This window comes from Niabella beijingensis (assembly GCF_020034665.1).
In the GTDB taxonomy this organism is placed as follows: domain Bacteria; phylum Bacteroidota; class Bacteroidia; order Chitinophagales; family Chitinophagaceae; genus Niabella; species Niabella beijingensis.
On record NZ_JAIQDI010000001.1, the window covers coordinates 468,849 to 484,261 of the forward strand.

Genomic DNA, 15,413 nt, shown 5'->3' on the forward strand with positions numbered 1-15,413 from the left:
TTATGTTTTAAAAATTATCTTGATAGTTGTCTATTTTGTGATTTTATTTCCTTCCCATCTTCCAAAAAATTTTTATGCTGCATTCGCTCAATAGTCTCAAGCATTTGGCCTATTTCTTTTTTCATATTTTGTAGTAAATGTATTTCCCTATTCTTAAGAAGGCTATCCATACTTTTTTCAACTTCGCCGATCGAACGCACATCATATTTATCCACATCCGTAGAATTTTCATAGGCATGCTCATGCGCTTCAAATGCGGTCTTGAAAACTGCAAAATCATTTTTTGTTAAACCTTCCTTACCCAGTTCAAATGATACAAACCGATTCCCATCATTTAACGCAGCACGCAGCATCTCTTTTATTTCCAAAGCATCTTTTTCATAAACACTCCCAACAGACATATCAATTACATTTTCCTCTTCCGTCATTCTTAAAATATGATCCGGAAAATTTATCATCTATAATTATTTACATTTCTCTGGACTGATCACGCTTTTGCTGGCTTTTCTGCCCCGGCGCCTGTTCCGGTAATAGATCTCTTTCCTTTTTAAGATTTAATTGTTGATCTAATTCATCCTTCAATAAACTAAGCGACCGAAATATATGTCTACCTTCACCTGCCCCATTCTGACCAATATGCTCCCAGGCATCAAAAACCGAACGGACAAAGGAAAAATCTTCTTTTTTCAACTGGTCTTTTCCGGAAGGGATGACTGCATAAAAATTCCCTTTATCCCTTTCATCTTTTAATGCGCCTTTAAGCTCAATTGCATCTTTCTCCGTTAACTTCCCTCTCAGCACTGTATTTCTTTTATACTCCTGCGCTCTTTGTTGATCCATTGATTGATGAATCCTAACAGAATTGATCAAAAAGGCCCGATTTTCATTCTGCACTATTTCTATCATAAAAGGTGTTTCTACCCCTCGCTCATTTCGCATACCCTTAACCAGGAATTTTGTAAAATCAGCGCTTATATAATCCTGTAACTGCTTCTGATCGATTTTTATATTCTGGTCCCGAAGCCGCTTTACGATATTTTCAGTAAATATTTCCCTGCGTGCCTTTTCCATAAAATGAATATGGCCTGTATCTATTACAATATCCTTCAGCTCTGCCTCTGGCGAACGGGTTAATCGTTGCAGCTCGATATTCTTGCATAATTGTTCCTGTAACGATAAAATGGGGAACGTTTCCAGATACAGGCTTTCTTCCGATCGTTTACAGTAGTTGTAATACAAGGCTTCCGATTTATCTTTAAAAAAGCGCATTGTTTCTGCCGGGAAAGGCCGATCATTATTTCCTGTATTAAGACACAGATACCGGTCTCCGTCCTTCATTGCCTTTTCAAATACCTGGGTTAGATATTCTGCTTCCGCTCCAACTACCTTCATGGTGTGAAATTTTAAATCTACTTCGTCAGCTTAAATACCACTACAATGTCATATCAATTATTGCTATTTCATCAACTCCCGGAAAAAATCGCTTGCTTCTGAACCGGTTGCAATGCTAAGTTCACCGATGGCACATTGGATATCGATCATCGTAGTGGCAACCCATTTCGCAACCTTTTTAAAAATACTCAATGGGCGGACCTGGACTTTTACCATACCAGGGGCAAAGCCAGCCCTTTGGAATAGCCGTGGCAGCTCATTGGGATCATAACTTTGCTTTAATTCAGGTTGCTGAATCCATCGAAAGCCGGAATATCTTGCGATGGATGTTGCTTTTAGAATCACTTCCCGATCGCCAACCGGCAGGCTGCTTTTGATTACGCTTTCTTCAAAACACCTGATGGCGCCTTTAAATTCGGGATAGGTGCAGCTGTCCGCTGAAACATCTTCTATTATTTTAACTAGCTGAGACAATCTTTTTTTGACAGAATCGCTCCATTGGTATCGATCGATGTATCCGTTCACATCCGTAGCAGCGTCCATCACATTTTGCGGAATTTGGTCGAAATGGTCTGGAGTAAGATCCTGCCACTTGTGCATGTCATAGAATTTGCGGATATAATTACAAGAAGCGCTGAACCCTGTGCAGTTGCCAGTTGTACGCTGTTTATCAATGGAATCCAGGATTACATTATGCCAGTAGCCAAAACTGTCGTACGGATTCATTAAATTAGCCGGTTCATTTTCAGCTGCCACCGATACCCGCTGCGTATTTTCGTTTTTCTTACAGCCCGTTGAAAAAATGAATACTGTAATACATGCGATTATAGTTGAAAAGAATATTTTCATTTTAATTATATTTTTCCGGCAATTACCGGGAATGAAAAAAATATTTTGGAATAACCAACCTCTCAGCGCAGTCTATGTGCCTTTAGAAAAAAGCGACTTTTGATAGGAAGCACGATCATACGACCTCCGGATTCATCACTTACCTGTGTAACCAGCCGCTGATGCTTGGGCACCGTAAAGGGTTTAAAACCTGCCGCCCATACCGAAGTGGACCGCCCACTGATTGTACTCAGCTCTGACATATAAAGTGGGAATACTTCTGTCTCATTGAGAGCCGTTCGTTTCATTCTCTTTTTATCACGTAAGAAAAATCGGATATAGGCCGGTTGAAAATCCACCTGGGATTGATTGTTAATGTCGAACTTCATCCAAAGGTTATTTTCGGAATAAAACACGCCATTTAACCTTAACCGGAGCGCCTGGGCATCTTTTTGCAAGTACATAAACGACCGTTTCGCGGCCACGTTCCATGCCTCTTGTTCCAACTCCCTTGCATTGGGCTGTCCTCCCGAAAGCTTCACCGGACGATTACCCGCAAAACTGATATTGAGATTTAATGGGTTTTCTTCATAGTTTAGAACAAAGGAATAAAACTTACCATCAGCTGTTACAACGGAAATATTTGTAGGCACAAATTGCTCGGCACCCGCTTTTAGTTGAAGAATATTCTCAACGCCCTTGGCTTTCTGCGCTAACACTGCATTGCTCCCCAAATCAACACTTTTTACCGAATAGGGGAAAATCAGGTTTGTAGTCTGGTGATAACCGACAGCAACTTCATAAGGAGCAATTGTAGTAGCTAAAACATCACTTTTTTGGGCAAAGGCGGCTTGGCCACCTATATTAAAGAGGATTCCCATTAATCCTACTGCACATAATCTGTTCATCACAATGGAAAATTTAAAGGTTTAAAAATTATTTGACTTTTTGTTATCGTCTCTCAGCAGAACCTGGTAACCTGCTGCCACTGTTACCCGGACCAATTTTGTAGTGCGACCAACTAAATTTTGCGCCATATTTAAGCCAGCGGTAGCCATTTGCGTACCAAAAGAAGGATCAAGTGTACCCAAAGTACCCAGACCTTGTACCGATTGAGCAGCAGATCTTTTTGCTACATCCCGAGTGATCGCACCCGGAATATCGATTCCGGAAAGGCCATCCTTCTTATCATATACCGTAAGCGCAACAGGTAATATTCTATTATTGTACTCAATAGAAGAAACTTCGATTTGCAAACGATCACCATTTAAGGTCGCTTTGCCATAAACAAAATGATTTTTAGGTATTTTTATGCCTGCAACAAATATTTCTTCCAGTAAACGCATTTTTATTGTCGCTCCGCTCACAAGCGTTTGAGCCTCTGGTATTGATGCCGGGATAGACCGTCCCTGTTGTGTTTGCGTCTCAGACTCTACCAGCGAAAAAAAACGATTACTGTTCTGATAAGCGCGCAACGTTTCAGATATGGTATCGCTGTTATTTCGGGAAAGAATTTCATAAAGATCGCGCCGGGGTTCTAACCGTGAAACCACATTCTCCGGAGGTGTTTCCAGTGCGAAAGCCTGCATTTTATTCTTTTCAGATTGCTGCCGCAATTTGTCCTGGACTCTCTCCGGATTTTGAATGTCCATTATTTTTTCAAGCATGCCATTTAATTGGAGTAGTTCTGTATCCGGGCCCTTCTCCTGGTTTATTTGATGCATCATATTTTCCAGCTTTTCAACATCGGGATTGTAGGAGGGATTGGGTGAAGCAGCTGCGGAAACGGTTTCTTCCGGATTTCGGTCCAATTCTCTCTGAAGCCTGGAAAGCTTTTGATATACTTTTTGTTCGTTACGATCCAGCTTTTTAGAATATGGAGATTTTTCACTTTCATACAACCTCTCACTAAATTCCGCCTCAGAAACCCCATTCATGCTGGGCTGTTCCTCTTCATCTTCCAAAGACTGAAAGAATGGATCACGTCGCATCTGTGACCGGAGTTTTGCAGAATCTTTATCCGCCTGTTCGTAATATCGGAGTTTATTCCAGTTGCTATCCTTTGCGGGAGCAGCTGATGGTAAATTCAAATTAAAACCCTGTAACCCTTTTCTTCCGTTAGATTCTCCTTGTGCATTTCCTACCAAACCAGTGGTCCATAGAAAAAGTACAAGAAATGGAACTATTAATACAGGTGCAATTAGTAAAAATTTCCTTCGCCGCAGAAACTTTGCCGAATATTGCTGATTTTCATTCCCCTCATTTTTCTTTTCCATCTTCGTTTATTTTTAATTGTTTATGATACACTCTCTCGATATAAACCAGGCTATCAAGTAATCCGGGTCTGACATGTGCTATACTGTCATATATTATGCGACCCGATTTTGTTAATAGCAGACTATCCAGGTGCCGCCGGATCAATCTGATATTTTCAATTTCTTGATCAGTTAATAACAATTTTGCTTGCAAATCTTCATTGGGAACCTCAACTGTCTGAGGTATAGAAATTGGCTGTACCTTAATGGTTTTCTCAGACGACTTTAAAGAATACCAAATTGTAAAGGCAGAACTACTTCCAAATAACAGGCAGAACAAAACCAAACCTATTAGCTGTTGCCTGGAATTGAGGGTTGCCGTTTTCCGGTTCAAATATTCCGCTGCTTTGCGCTGCTTCGTTTCAATTTTCCGCCCCAATTTTTGAAAAACTCCACTGATCAGCAAAGGGCTTTCCTTTTTTTTCCTAAAGAACTTAAGCATGGTTCAGAAGTTTATCGATTATCAGTCTTAATGTCATTGTTGCTAACAATCTCCCATCGCTCAATTAGAAAACCGTGGCTATTATTATCACTCTGCAACATACCCGTGCGAACATAGCCTTGCGTTACGATACTTCGGGTAAGCACAGATGTAGGTCGGGTAATATATTGCCGTCCTAAACAACGGAACCGGTAAGGTGTAATACTCATGTCCAGCTCAATGCTGTCAATGTCTATGGTCTGCGAAATATTACCCGAAATAATATTATTATAATAACCAGCCTCTTTTAAATTCTGGTATTCCCGTCGCGCGGAACCATCTGCCAGGTACAGGGCCTTAGATATCTGCGTTTGTATCGCCTTCTCGTCCGGGGAGAGGGTAAAGAAAAGGGTGTGAAATGTCCTTATATGGTCTCGAAGCTCGACAGGAATATTGCGTTCCATCGCCACGGCCTCTATCAATTTACCATTTACCATCACATAGACTTTCCCCTTGTTGGTTGTAAGTGTAACATTTGTTCGATAAACAATATATCCGCACAACAGCATAACTCCGACCACAATAATTATGGTAAACAATCGTATAGATCGGAATGCCGTATCAATATTTTTCATTTTTTTGAACATATACTATTCTTTTTCCTTGTCTTTTTTACCACCTCCCTTTAATTTATCATACATGTAAGCACCAGCGCCGCCGATCTTGCTTCCAATTTTACCGGCCATCCCCGATCCGGTATCTTTTCCGCTATATCCTTCATGAACATTGAATGGTGCCTTCATTATATTACCAGCACCCGAAACCGCTCCGGCAGCAAGATTTTCGACACCACCCGCAGCAGCACCAGCCATTCCAGCTGCAACACCACCAGCCGCCATTGCAGCACCGGTTACCCGACCAGAGAGAGAATCGCCCCCTCCAACCCATAAAACCTGGTTTGCAATATTGGGCACGGAGAAGTATCCTAATATGCCAATTATCAAAAAAATCATATACCCCAGGTCCGTCCTGCTGAAAAAAGTATCTCCGGCATCGGCAATCTGGTTGATATCAATCTTCAACATCTGTTCCTGGATTTTTCCGATAAGCGCACCAAAAATATTCGCAATGGGGAGCCACAAAAAGACGTTTATATAACGAGCCAACCAATGCTTAAGAGTGTGTCCAAATCCATCAAAAACAGATAGCCCAAATGCAAGCGGCCCCAGGATCGCAAGGATGATCAGGTTAAATGTCCGCATAGTATTTATTGCAAGAGATGCAGCCGCAAAGAGTAATTGAAGGATCTCCGCAATTGCTTCCTTAATACTGTTTCTGAAATTATAGGAAGCCTTTGCCATAGCAAACCGGACGTTATTCCCAATCTTTTCCATCCAGCCCTCACCGGAAGGATCCTCATCCGGGTATGCGTGACGATACCACGCATCCCGGTCTCCTTCCCCTGACGGCCCTACATACATTTCATAATACTTTGAATTTTTAACGGCATCTTCCTTCTGTTTGAGTAAAACCGCAATAGCAGCATCTGATTTTTGTACCATATTCCCAGTGCCGTTAACGACCGGCTGCATGACACCCTGAATAAGAGCTATACACGCCGGAAAAAAAGCCACGGCAGTGCCAATTACGAACGGTTTAAATAGCGGATAGAAATCAATCGCTTCTGCACGAGAAATATGCCCCCAAACCCTGGCTGCAATAAACCAAAGAGCAGCAAAACCAGCAATTCCCCGCCCAACACCGATAAGTTCACTGCAAAGCGGTAACATTTCCGCATGCAATTGATCTAAAACGCTATGCAGGCTCTGAATTTCGCCTGTCCAGTCGTTTACGTCTGTCTGCGCGCTTCCGTTTAATGGCAATAGCATGCCCACAACCACGGCTATTACAGAGGTTTCCCACATCTTCTTCATTCATTTCAGATTTAAATCAAACTCACAAAACAATCACACCCACACCATCCAAAATGTCAAAATGCCTATGGATCACCGTAAATACGACCGAGGGTCTTTGCGTCCTTCATTTCTTTGGCCCGTTGCAAACTAAGGACCTCCGTCTGATCATTAAACTTGCGGAGAAACTGCAATTTCTCGGACATATCCTTATAAATACCGTCTATAGCAGAAAGTCTTTCTTCATCTGACATACGTAGTTTCTTTGCCGTAATAACAACAAGCAAATCATCCAAACTCTCCAAACTTTCACTTACCAACTTACCATATATTTTCCCCAGGTAATCAATCTCATCATCGCGGAACCACCCACCCTGTTTAAAATGTCCGAATGCCGCTTTATACTCCTTAATAATTCGCAACTGATAATTTATAATATCGCCTACCCGCTTGTACTTTTTTACAGCTGGGCTAACATCCATTAATCCGTCAAGAAAAACCTGGTGCAATTTGAAATTACCCTCTGAAATATTTTTTACCGTGTTATAACCACCTGTCAGGATCTCGTATCCCTTTTTCATATCTGAAAGAATATTCTTGAATTGCGCAAGTTTTTCAATATTTAACGCCAATTGTTCAAGTTCGGCAACCTGCGCTTTTGCAACCATTCCTGCCGCCAAATAAAAACATAATAATCCCAGAATAATGACATACTTTTTCATTGTCCATACATTTTTTGCACCTCTTTAGCATCCAATAACTCCCTATTTCGTTGTAACTGTAACAATTGTAACTCCCCGTAGAACTGATTTACAAATTGACCACGGCGGTCCATTTCAGCATCAAGCGCGTCAATTCTTTTAATTCTTTCATCATCACTCAATTGCAACTCTCCGGGCGTCAGTAACTGTATCAATTCTCCGGACAATTCAAAACAGCCGTCCAACGTTTTATTAAAAACACCCAAGACATATTCCAATTCATCCCCTGAAAATAGTTCGCTGCTTCGGGCGGATTTTATTGCCCTTTCTGATAATTTCACTACCTTAATATTCAGGGAAACAATATCAGAAACCCGGCTGTAATTACGCACTTTTGGATTTATCATTTTAAGGCCATCAAAAAAAGCCTGGTCCAGTTTAAAATGACCACCTTTTATATCTCCAATAGTTTTTAGCCCGCCCTGCACAATTTTGTATCCCTTTTCCAGGTAGCCGGTATAAATCTTTAGTGCCGCTATCTGCTGAATTAAATATTCCGTCTGTGTCTGCTTCTGGCTAAACCAATGTTTTAAACCCTGAGTGTGCCCCTCAATACACAGCCCTATCCAAATCCAAGTAAATAATACGTACTTTTTCATATCCCCTTATTCAATTCCGTATAATGCCTTAACTGATTCCACATCCCTCAAATCTTTTGCTCGTTGCAAACTGAGTTTAGCATTCTGAACGTTAAATAACCGAAGATCTGAAAGCGCTGCATCAATTCTTTCGGCCGCCTGAGAAATTATTTCTAAGCGCCTGCCATCCGTCATTTTGGTATCCATAGATGTAATAACTAAAAAGAGTTGGTCCAGGCTCTTTATGCTTTCGTCAACAATACCCGTATATACCCTGGTCATATAGGCAATTTCTTCAGGACTAAAATGGGCATCCTGTTTAAAAAGACCAAACGCCCGTTTGTACTCTTCCACCAGCCGGATTTGCTTGGAAATAATTTCTTTCACCTTTCGGTAACCGCTGATCGCCGCTTTCACCTGGGCAAGCTCATCATAGTACTTGGCATATTGATCCTTATTCTTCTTAACCCAATCAGAAATTTCGTCCAACTTGACTTTGGAAAGCGTATTTTCCAAAGTCTTTTGAGCGTTCTGCAACCAAATCGTTTTATTTTGCAGGCGCTGTACTGCCAGGTCCATTGCCTTTATCACCTTTTTCAGTGCGGCTTTAACAACAACCCAAACAATAGCATGGCTTTTTTGAGTAGGCATTAATGCGAGGCCAAAACTTAGTGAAATTATTAACACAATCTTTTTCATAAATTATCTGATTTTAAGATATGGCGTTTGCCCGAGTAATAGTTTCTTTTCGTTCAACAGGAAGGTGATAACTTTCCCGTTTTCAGATAAATTCAGCATACCTGTTCTTACGTCATAAATTCCTGTCCATCTTTCCACTTTAAACAATTTTCGAGTTTTGACATTACCTTTTGCACGACGAAACCCAGTACGCTTAACAACTGCATACCTATTATTTTCTTGAAAGGTTACAAATAGCGTATCATTTCCAGTTGCAGAATCAAGATTATCGGAGTGCACATAAACACCCGGAATAAATTCCAAAATTTCAGGATTCGGAACCCGGTTACAGCTCATCATATACCCAACAAGAACACCCAGGTAGTATGCTGTCAACTTCATAAAAAATAAGTTTAGATTTCAATAATGCTTATGCCAAATTCGACCGTAATTGCGAAGCCAGTTCCCGGATCCCTGCTTCAATACTACCATGTTCAACTGCAAACTGCTGTACCTTTACTTTTTCTCTTTCCTCTGTAGTATAAGCCAGGTATTCTTCCAATGAAACTTCTGTGCGGTAAACTTTTGAAAGCACACCACCGAGAGAAATAAAGACTTCCTTATATTTTTTTGTTGGGTCGTTCGCCTTATTAACCGAAAGTACTAGCGCCTTTTCTTTTTCTGTCAGTCCCAAAAGTTCCTGGATGTCATCAAACTTATTTTGATATTTGGACTGATCCAGTAAGATCTTACAATCAGAATTATTAATAATAGCCTGCTTAACAACGGGAGAAGAAATGATATCTTCGATTTCCTGCGTCACAACAATTGCTTCACCAAAATGCTTCCGGACCGTTTTAAAGAGATATTTTATATACGCTGCAAAACCCTCCCGCATCAACGCTTTCCAGGCTTCCTCAATAAGAATCATCTTCCGTACGCCCTTCAACTTGCGTATCTTGGATATAAAAACTTCCATGATGATCAATGTTACTACTGGAAAAATTGCGTGATCCTTGATATTGTCCAGCTCAAAAACAATGAATCGCTGTTGAAGCAGGTCCAAATTTTTCGTGGCATTCAATAAATAATCAAACTCCCCGCCCCTGTAATAAGGTCTGAGCACAAAGAGAAAATTATCGATGTCGAAATATTTTTCCCGAACCTTATCCTTCTTCAACACATCCTGAAATTCCGTTTGCAGGTATTCATAAAAGGAATCAAAACAAGGAAAGATGCTTTTATCTTTTTCCAGGTTCTCAAAATATCCCTGCAAAGCATTGGAAAGTGCCACGTATTCACTACGCATATAAGATTCATCATCTTTTTTCCAAAGAGCTAACAGGAGCGTTTTAATACTCTCCTTTTTTTCAATATCCAGGCTGTCGCCTTCCCCGATGTAGAAAGGATTAAACCTGATGGGATCGGATTCCGAATAAGTGAAATAATAACCATCTACTAAATCACACAACCCCTTGTAAGAATGCCCCACATCTACCAGCACGATATGCGCGCCTGATTCATAATAGCTCCTTACCATGTGGTTGGTAAAGAAGCTCTTTCCTGATCCAGATTTTTATGCCGGGCCACTCAGTTAAGAATGGCCCGGCATAAAGAAGGCCCCAATATGAATTTATTCCGGTTAGTGCAAATACCAGCCCTTATAGGCTCATCGCTTATATCCGCATGTACCGGCTTACCCGTCAGCCGGTCCCCGAGCCGCATACCAATTTCACTGTCACTGTCCCTGTAATTAGTTTCCAGGTTTAGAAAACAGCAGGCCTGTTCCGCGAACGTATCAAACACATCGTTCATTGGAAAATCAGCCGCGTTTCCGGGAATGCCCGCCCACCAGATCTGAGCCGCCCCGGCAGTTTCCAATTTAACCGCTGCTTCCATTTGTGCGAGCGCAGAAGTAACCTTATTTTTAATCTCCTTTAGCTCTTCGGGGGTATCCGTCCAAACCAACACATTAAAATGTGCCTTAACCGGCAGCCGCTGTTCACTCACACATTCATTGAGAAAATCACCAACTGCATCCCGTGCAATAGAATTCTCCCTGGAGTAAGCCGCTAACGACTGAAGCCGGAGCCGCTTACTTTCCAGCTTTTTCATCGTAACACCCGCATCGCCAATAAATACATATTGATTATAAACATGGTTACAGGGAAGGAGCAAACCAAGAGTTGATGAAAAACCAACGGAAAACTTTGTCCGGTCACTCGAATACTTGTCATAGTTGATCCGGGATCCACAAAGTGAAGGAAGATCAGTAACATCTGCCAATGTATACAGCTGGCAGTGCTGATCACCGATCTTCAGTTGATCTTTTAACTGCAAGTCTTTTACTAATAAGTGATCAGGCTGTTCCGACAAAGTAAAGTAACGCTCAATTAGACCGACTCTGTTGCTCTGGCTATTTATTTCACTTGTTCTAAGCCGTTTCAGTAAAACTCCGGCGTCCGAAAGGATTCGCGCGAACTGCCCCGCAGAATCTTCAAATTCCTGCAATGCCGAATTACTTACAGTCTGCTCAGGCACAAATGTTGGGCGAAGCAAACTGGTAAATACAGAACTGGATGCTTTTCTACCCGCTGGCTTCTTTGTTAATGTTATATAACAATCGTGCCTCAAATATGGCCGCCCCTCAAAGAAATTGTTGCTGCTCCGGGAAAGAAAAGAACCGTCCTCCAATTTTTCAGGCTGGAACTTCGACTGCACAAAATAATCCTGCTTATGAAATACCGTTTCCTTTGGGAGCACCTTAATGGCTTTAATAAAGCCCTGGTGCAACGCCTCATAATTCTCATCCGATTGGGTAAACACTTCGGGAAGCGTTACTTTAAATACAATGGAAATATCTCCATGCTTACTCAAAATACAATCATGCTCCACATCCATTATGGGCATGAGATCGTTTAACCATTTTTCCATATCTCACACTTTTTCTTCTTCACAAATGATAGACCGCCAACGTTACCTTATAAATACCTTCCTGCTATTGTTTTTAATCCAATCAGGAATCTGTCGGTTGCCAATTTTTTTCATCAATCCATGCTCACCGTATTTCCCGCTCATGCGATAAACCCTTTTAAAAAGAATACCTCCCGTTATAAAAACAATTCCAAGGCAAATGAACATATTCACACCGCATATATATAATATGGCAAATCCGACCAACAAGGCCACCAATCCACCGCCCAGGTACCATATATATTGTGCTTTAAGTCCTTTAAACATTACAGGCTGGTTCACTCCCCTGTTTATTTTATAAACGCTGGCCATTGTTCTGTACTTATAGTCCGAAAAATGAACGCAATACTGTGGCCACAATTACCAGGAAGATGCAACTACCAAACCAGCTTGCCGCAATTTGTCCTGTATGTGGATCCCCTCCGCTCCATCGCTGGTACACCCTCACCGCTCCAACCAACCCAAGTACGGCACCCACGGCATACATTAAATTGATTCCGGTATCAAAATACTGCCGTACTAACGAGTTTGCTTCTTCGATCCCCTTACTGCCATCCTGGGCATGGGAACTAATACTGCATAAAAAACAAAGAACTGTTGTAATAAGCGCATAGCGCTCCCCTTTACTGCCTGAAGCAGTCTTACGCCACATAATCATACTCACATCTGCTTTATTTGATCAATAAGAACCTTCTATCCCCACACTATCCAAACACACTGTCTTATGAATCATAAGCAGGTGATCCAAAAAAACCTGCCGCGGCTCAAACCTATGGCTGAGACGACCACCGTAAGCGGAATAAGCTCGCGGACAGGACTAAGGCGGCCTCCGTTCCCGATCCTCCCCACCTTATCCAATGCTACACAAAATGGGATACGGAGGCCATATTATTACGGCTACTGCCAGATTTCTTCTAATTCATTGTCGTTTAGCTCAACACCTAACCGGTGAGATGCTTCCTGAGCAAAATGATTAGACATTGAGATTTGAAACGCTGTCCCCTTAATTTGAGGAAACGCCTTCACCTTATCGCTCAAATCCGCAATTAGTTTACCCCTGTCAATCGGCGCATTGTTTGTATTGCTAAAAACGCCTCTGCATTCTTTCATCAATTCATGCACACTGTCATAAAGACTTTCGTATTCGTGCTTTTCTCTGGGTATAGACGAATTTCCTTTTTTATACATTGCATTAGCCCCATCTTGTTTGCCAAATCGCTTACCAAGCTTTCCCAAATCATCACGATAATATAAAGCCAGAACTATTACATAATAAATCAAAAGAAAAACGAGAAGACAAATTAAAAACTGTTCCCAGGTAATTACATTTTGCATAATTGATGTTTTATTGACAACACAAAAATGAGGTTTACAACAGCCATTTTGTAGTCCAAAAAGCAATAAAATCAGTCCAAAAAGCAATTTCTTGTATCCAAAACTTTTTAAACCGGCGCACTTTTTTCACATGAAAAAAATCATTTTGGAAAGCCTGCCCGATATTGGCTTGGGGTTAAGCCAAACGCCAACTTGAATGCTTTTCCAAATGCCTGGGGTGATTCAAAGTCAAGATCTGCCGCAACCGAATGAATACTTTCCCCATTACGCAACAATTCTTTTCCCCGCTCCATTCGTATAGCATTGTAATATTTATAAGGAGAAAGCCCAAATAAGCGTTTGAATCCATAATTCAATGTAAAATGGTTGAGGTAGGTTTGACGGCAAAGTTGTTTATTTCCTGGATAATAGGGAATGCTCTCATCAATCAATCGCTTTACCTCCTGCAATGCCTTAATCTGAACTTCAGTCAGCTGAGCCGTCCCGTCCTTAACCTGCCCATTTGCCTCCAAAGTAGCAACTAAAACATTTCCGATGGTGTTCTGCAAAAGCCGCATCCTACCCACATCACTATAATTATTTTGTATTATGCCCTGTACCGCCTCTAACATCAAACTTGTACAGCGGTGCGGTCGATCATACAAATTCACCGGCGAGATATTCTTTACCTGGTTCATAAACTGCCCAAATAATTTATAGTCCTTTACAAAATCCTCAACAAACCACTTCTCAAAATGGACATCAAAAGTTTCATATTGCATTCCAGCATCAAAGCGGGCGTGCCATACACCAGCAGGCATAAAAAGAAAATTAAAACAGGACGCTGGAATTTCAACATCCAACTCCCCGTTCCAAGATCCCCTGATTCCATTTTGCATTGCTATCCACAGATCAAAAGTGGATTCAAACCCGCTGACCTGCAAAACCGTATCTGAGGCAGCAAAAAAGTGATTAATCCACGCTACAAAGCCGTTGCCCATAAACTTTTGAAAAAGAGCTTTAAAACCCTTCCCAGATATGCTAAAGGCCGTAGTTGCTTGAATTACATAGCGAACTAAATCCTCCGGAATATCCGGTGAAGATCTAAGCGCTCCGAAACCCTCTTGCACAAACTGTATGATCAAAATACCATCCATAAACACCGCACACTTATCCACCATTGCCCACATAAAATAAAAATAACAGAATGGTATTTTTCTTCATCTGGAACCTATATTGTCCACGTCGCTGCCTTAGAAAAAGCACAGTTCCAAATGCAAGAACATATAAAAATTCGCCACTTTGGCACAAAGGATCTCGGAAACCTTTTTGCAATGCCACTTCCATTACATGTTGTAATTTAGGCGTAGAGGGTTCTGGCCACCGGAACTTCATTCTGTTCCGGCACCACTGAATAGATGCAATCATAGTGTAAAATTTAAAAGGCTATAAATATTACTCTATAGGAAATAGCAGCAAATTCCAAGCCTTCAGTAGTACGCAAAAAGTACTATTTCCATACGCATAATTACGTATTTTTAGAAAATCGGCATTGCGATATCTCCATTAAGCGCTTATCTTATATATAAATTTGGCTTTGTTAGAAACGCTCATTTTATCAAAAATGTGTTGCACATGCTTTGACACGGTTCTTTCTGCAATAAAAAGCTGTTTGGCAATTTCTTTGTAAGTAACACCCGTATACACCAAAAAAGCAATTTCCTGCTCACGGCTGGTTAGATTAAATTGCTGGCAGTTTTCTCTAAACTTCTCATTTCTCTTCAACTGGCCGCACTCCTGTAATCGAGTCTCCGTTTCTTTAAGACGCTTATTCACTTTTCTTAAAGAAAATATGTTCATTTTAACCTGCAAAGCAATCAGCAAAAGTAAACCTGCATTTGCCATAACCTCTACTAGCCGTATTCTTTGTTTCACAACTGGAGAAATAATAGCATTCGCACTATTAATTGGGTTGTTAAGGGATAAATCCTTTCTCATAAGAAGTTAATTATTTAATAACCAATTTATAAACTAATAGAAATTAGCAAAAAACAAATTGTTTTGATGTCACTTTCACAATTCAGTCTCAGGCTGAATACCTTATACAGTTAGATCAAATTTAATAATTTTCCCACCACTTGGTATACTTTTTACGAGAATTACATTTTTGGTTTGTACTTTTGATGTAGCAAAACTATTGCATTGTTATCTATAAGCTCCATCTATTACACGACGGAGCA

General features: G+C 40.9%; 19 protein-coding genes. All 19 read right to left on the minus strand.

Annotated features, from left to right (window positions below; all coding sequences use genetic code 11):
* Nucleotides 1-14 precede the first annotated feature (14 nt).
* The 19 genes from K7B07_RS01805 to K7B07_RS01890 all read right to left on the minus strand — a co-directional run bounded on the left by K7B07_RS01805 (nucleotide 15) and on the right by K7B07_RS01890 (nucleotide 15,171).
* Nucleotides 15-458, minus strand: coding sequence for a hypothetical protein (locus K7B07_RS01805; protein ID WP_223706926.1), 444 nt, complete (start codon nucleotides 456-458; stop codon nucleotides 15-17).
* Between the two features lie 10 nt (nucleotides 459-468).
* A complete protein-coding gene (locus K7B07_RS01810; RefSeq protein WP_223706928.1) occupies nucleotides 469-1,071 on the minus strand; it encodes a hypothetical protein in 603 nt (200 codons plus the stop codon).
* Between the two features lie 384 nt (nucleotides 1,072-1,455).
* On the minus strand, nucleotides 1,456-2,241 hold the full coding sequence (locus K7B07_RS01815; protein WP_223706929.1) for a hypothetical protein: 786 nt from the start codon (nucleotides 2,239-2,241) through the stop codon (nucleotides 1,456-1,458).
* A 62-nt stretch (nucleotides 2,242-2,303) separates the two neighbouring features.
* Nucleotides 2,304-3,128: a conjugative transposon protein TraN gene (gene traN, locus K7B07_RS01820; RefSeq protein WP_223711334.1), complete on the minus strand. Its 825-nt coding sequence runs from the start codon at nucleotides 3,126-3,128 to the stop codon at nucleotides 2,304-2,306.
* A gap of 21 nt (nucleotides 3,129-3,149) precedes the next feature.
* Entirely contained in the window at nucleotides 3,150-4,496 is a 1,347-nt protein-coding gene (gene traM, locus K7B07_RS01825; RefSeq protein WP_223706931.1) for a conjugative transposon protein TraM, read from the minus strand.
* Nucleotides 4,480-4,977, minus strand: a complete 498-nt coding sequence (locus tag K7B07_RS01830; protein WP_223706933.1) for a hypothetical protein — start codon at nucleotides 4,975-4,977, stop codon at nucleotides 4,480-4,482. The genes traM and K7B07_RS01830 overlap by 17 nt, the downstream gene beginning before the upstream one ends.
* Nucleotides 4,978-4,988: 11 nt before the next feature.
* Nucleotides 4,989-5,591: a conjugative transposon protein TraK gene (traK, locus tag K7B07_RS01835; RefSeq protein WP_223706935.1), complete on the minus strand. Its 603-nt coding sequence runs from the start codon at nucleotides 5,589-5,591 to the stop codon at nucleotides 4,989-4,991.
* A 15-nt stretch (nucleotides 5,592-5,606) separates the two neighbouring features.
* Nucleotides 5,607-6,890, minus strand: a complete 1,284-nt coding sequence (traJ, locus tag K7B07_RS01840; RefSeq protein WP_223706937.1) for a conjugative transposon protein TraJ — start codon at nucleotides 6,888-6,890, stop codon at nucleotides 5,607-5,609.
* Nucleotides 6,891-6,955: 65 nt separating this feature from the next.
* Complete coding sequence (locus tag K7B07_RS01845) at nucleotides 6,956-7,591, minus strand: TerB family tellurite resistance protein (protein ID WP_223706939.1); 636 nt, start codon at nucleotides 7,589-7,591, stop codon at nucleotides 6,956-6,958.
* Nucleotides 7,588-8,229 carry a hypothetical protein gene (locus K7B07_RS01850; protein ID WP_223706941.1) on the minus strand — a complete coding sequence of 214 codons (642 nt, stop codon included), beginning with the start codon at nucleotides 8,227-8,229 and terminating at the stop codon, nucleotides 7,588-7,590. Before K7B07_RS01850 ends, K7B07_RS01845 begins: the two co-directional genes overlap by 4 nt.
* Nucleotides 8,230-8,235: 6 nt before the next feature.
* Nucleotides 8,236-8,907, minus strand: coding sequence for a conjugal transfer protein TraI (locus tag K7B07_RS01855; RefSeq protein ID WP_223706943.1), 672 nt, complete (start codon nucleotides 8,905-8,907; stop codon nucleotides 8,236-8,238).
* A gap of 3 nt (nucleotides 8,908-8,910) precedes the next feature.
* Nucleotides 8,911-9,288 (minus strand): hypothetical protein, encoded by a 378-nt coding sequence (locus K7B07_RS01860; protein WP_223706944.1) that lies wholly within the window; start codon nucleotides 9,286-9,288, stop codon nucleotides 8,911-8,913.
* Between the two features lie 28 nt (nucleotides 9,289-9,316).
* On the minus strand, nucleotides 9,317-10,426 hold the full coding sequence (locus K7B07_RS27945; RefSeq protein WP_262903490.1) for a TraG family conjugative transposon ATPase: 1,110 nt from the start codon (nucleotides 10,424-10,426) through the stop codon (nucleotides 9,317-9,319).
* Between the two features lie 50 nt (nucleotides 10,427-10,476).
* On the minus strand, nucleotides 10,477-11,820 hold the full coding sequence (locus K7B07_RS27950; protein ID WP_262903491.1) for a TraG family conjugative transposon ATPase: 1,344 nt from the start codon (nucleotides 11,818-11,820) through the stop codon (nucleotides 10,477-10,479).
* 42 nt (nucleotides 11,821-11,862) lie between these two features.
* The gene (locus tag K7B07_RS01870; protein ID WP_276225246.1) at nucleotides 11,863-12,141 is read right to left on the minus strand and encodes a DUF4133 domain-containing protein; all 279 of its coding nucleotides are present in this window, start codon (nucleotides 12,139-12,141) and stop codon (nucleotides 11,863-11,865) included.
* Nucleotides 12,142-12,181: 40 nt separating this feature from the next.
* Nucleotides 12,182-12,517: a DUF4134 domain-containing protein gene (locus K7B07_RS01875; protein ID WP_223711335.1), complete on the minus strand. Its 336-nt coding sequence runs from the start codon at nucleotides 12,515-12,517 to the stop codon at nucleotides 12,182-12,184.
* 239 nt (nucleotides 12,518-12,756) lie between these two features.
* A complete protein-coding gene (locus tag K7B07_RS01880; RefSeq protein ID WP_223706948.1) occupies nucleotides 12,757-13,194 on the minus strand; it encodes a hypothetical protein in 438 nt (145 codons plus the stop codon).
* 140 nt (nucleotides 13,195-13,334) lie between these two features.
* Nucleotides 13,335-14,363 (minus strand): helix-turn-helix domain-containing protein, encoded by a 1,029-nt coding sequence (locus tag K7B07_RS01885; RefSeq protein ID WP_223706950.1) that lies wholly within the window; start codon nucleotides 14,361-14,363, stop codon nucleotides 13,335-13,337.
* A gap of 376 nt (nucleotides 14,364-14,739) precedes the next feature.
* On the minus strand, nucleotides 14,740-15,171 hold the full coding sequence (locus K7B07_RS01890) for a response regulator transcription factor (RefSeq protein WP_223706952.1): 432 nt from the start codon (nucleotides 15,169-15,171) through the stop codon (nucleotides 14,740-14,742).
* Nucleotides 15,172-15,413 lie beyond the last annotated feature (242 nt).

Bases quoted from the DNA above. Each gene is read 5' to 3' on its own strand.
- K7B07_RS01805 (WP_223706926.1), bottom strand. From the start codon at position 458: ATGATAAATTTTCCGGATCATATTTTAAGAATGACGGAAGAGGAAAAT.
- K7B07_RS01810 (WP_223706928.1), bottom strand. From the start codon at position 1,071: ATGGAAAAGGCACGCAGGGAAATATTTACTGAAAATATCGTAAAGCGG.
- K7B07_RS01815 (WP_223706929.1), bottom strand. From the start codon at position 2,241: ATGAAAATATTCTTTTCAACTATAATCGCATGTATTACAGTATTCATT.
- traN (WP_223711334.1), bottom strand. From the start codon at position 3,128: ATGAACAGATTATGTGCAGTAGGATTAATGGGAATCCTCTTTAATATA.
- traM (WP_223706931.1), bottom strand. From the start codon at position 4,496: ATGGAAAAGAAAAATGAGGGGAATGAAAATCAGCAATATTCGGCAAAG.
- K7B07_RS01830 (WP_223706933.1), bottom strand. From the start codon at position 4,977: ATGCTTAAGTTCTTTAGGAAAAAAAAGGAAAGCCCTTTGCTGATCAGT.
- traK (WP_223706935.1), bottom strand. From the start codon at position 5,591: ATGAAAAATATTGATACGGCATTCCGATCTATACGATTGTTTACCATA.
- traJ (WP_223706937.1), bottom strand. From the start codon at position 6,890: ATGAAGAAGATGTGGGAAACCTCTGTAATAGCCGTGGTTGTGGGCATG.
- K7B07_RS01845 (WP_223706939.1), bottom strand. From the start codon at position 7,591: ATGAAAAAGTATGTCATTATTCTGGGATTATTATGTTTTTATTTGGCG.
- K7B07_RS01850 (WP_223706941.1), bottom strand. From the start codon at position 8,229: ATGAAAAAGTACGTATTATTTACTTGGATTTGGATAGGGCTGTGTATT.
- K7B07_RS01855 (WP_223706943.1), bottom strand. From the start codon at position 8,907: ATGAAAAAGATTGTGTTAATAATTTCACTAAGTTTTGGCCTCGCATTA.
- K7B07_RS01860 (WP_223706944.1), bottom strand. From the start codon at position 9,288: ATGAAGTTGACAGCATACTACCTGGGTGTTCTTGTTGGGTATATGATG.
- K7B07_RS27945 (WP_262903490.1), bottom strand. From the start codon at position 10,426: ATGGTAAGGAGCTATTATGAATCAGGCGCGCATATCGTGCTGGTAGAT.
- K7B07_RS27950 (WP_262903491.1), bottom strand. From the start codon at position 11,820: ATGGAAAAATGGTTAAACGATCTCATGCCCATAATGGATGTGGAGCAT.
- K7B07_RS01875 (WP_223711335.1), bottom strand. From the start codon at position 12,517: ATGATTATGTGGCGTAAGACTGCTTCAGGCAGTAAAGGGGAGCGCTAT.
- K7B07_RS01880 (WP_223706948.1), bottom strand. From the start codon at position 13,194: ATGCAAAATGTAATTACCTGGGAACAGTTTTTAATTTGTCTTCTCGTT.
- K7B07_RS01885 (WP_223706950.1), bottom strand. From the start codon at position 14,363: ATGTGGGCAATGGTGGATAAGTGTGCGGTGTTTATGGATGGTATTTTG.
- K7B07_RS01890 (WP_223706952.1), bottom strand. From the start codon at position 15,171: ATGAGAAAGGATTTATCCCTTAACAACCCAATTAATAGTGCGAATGCT.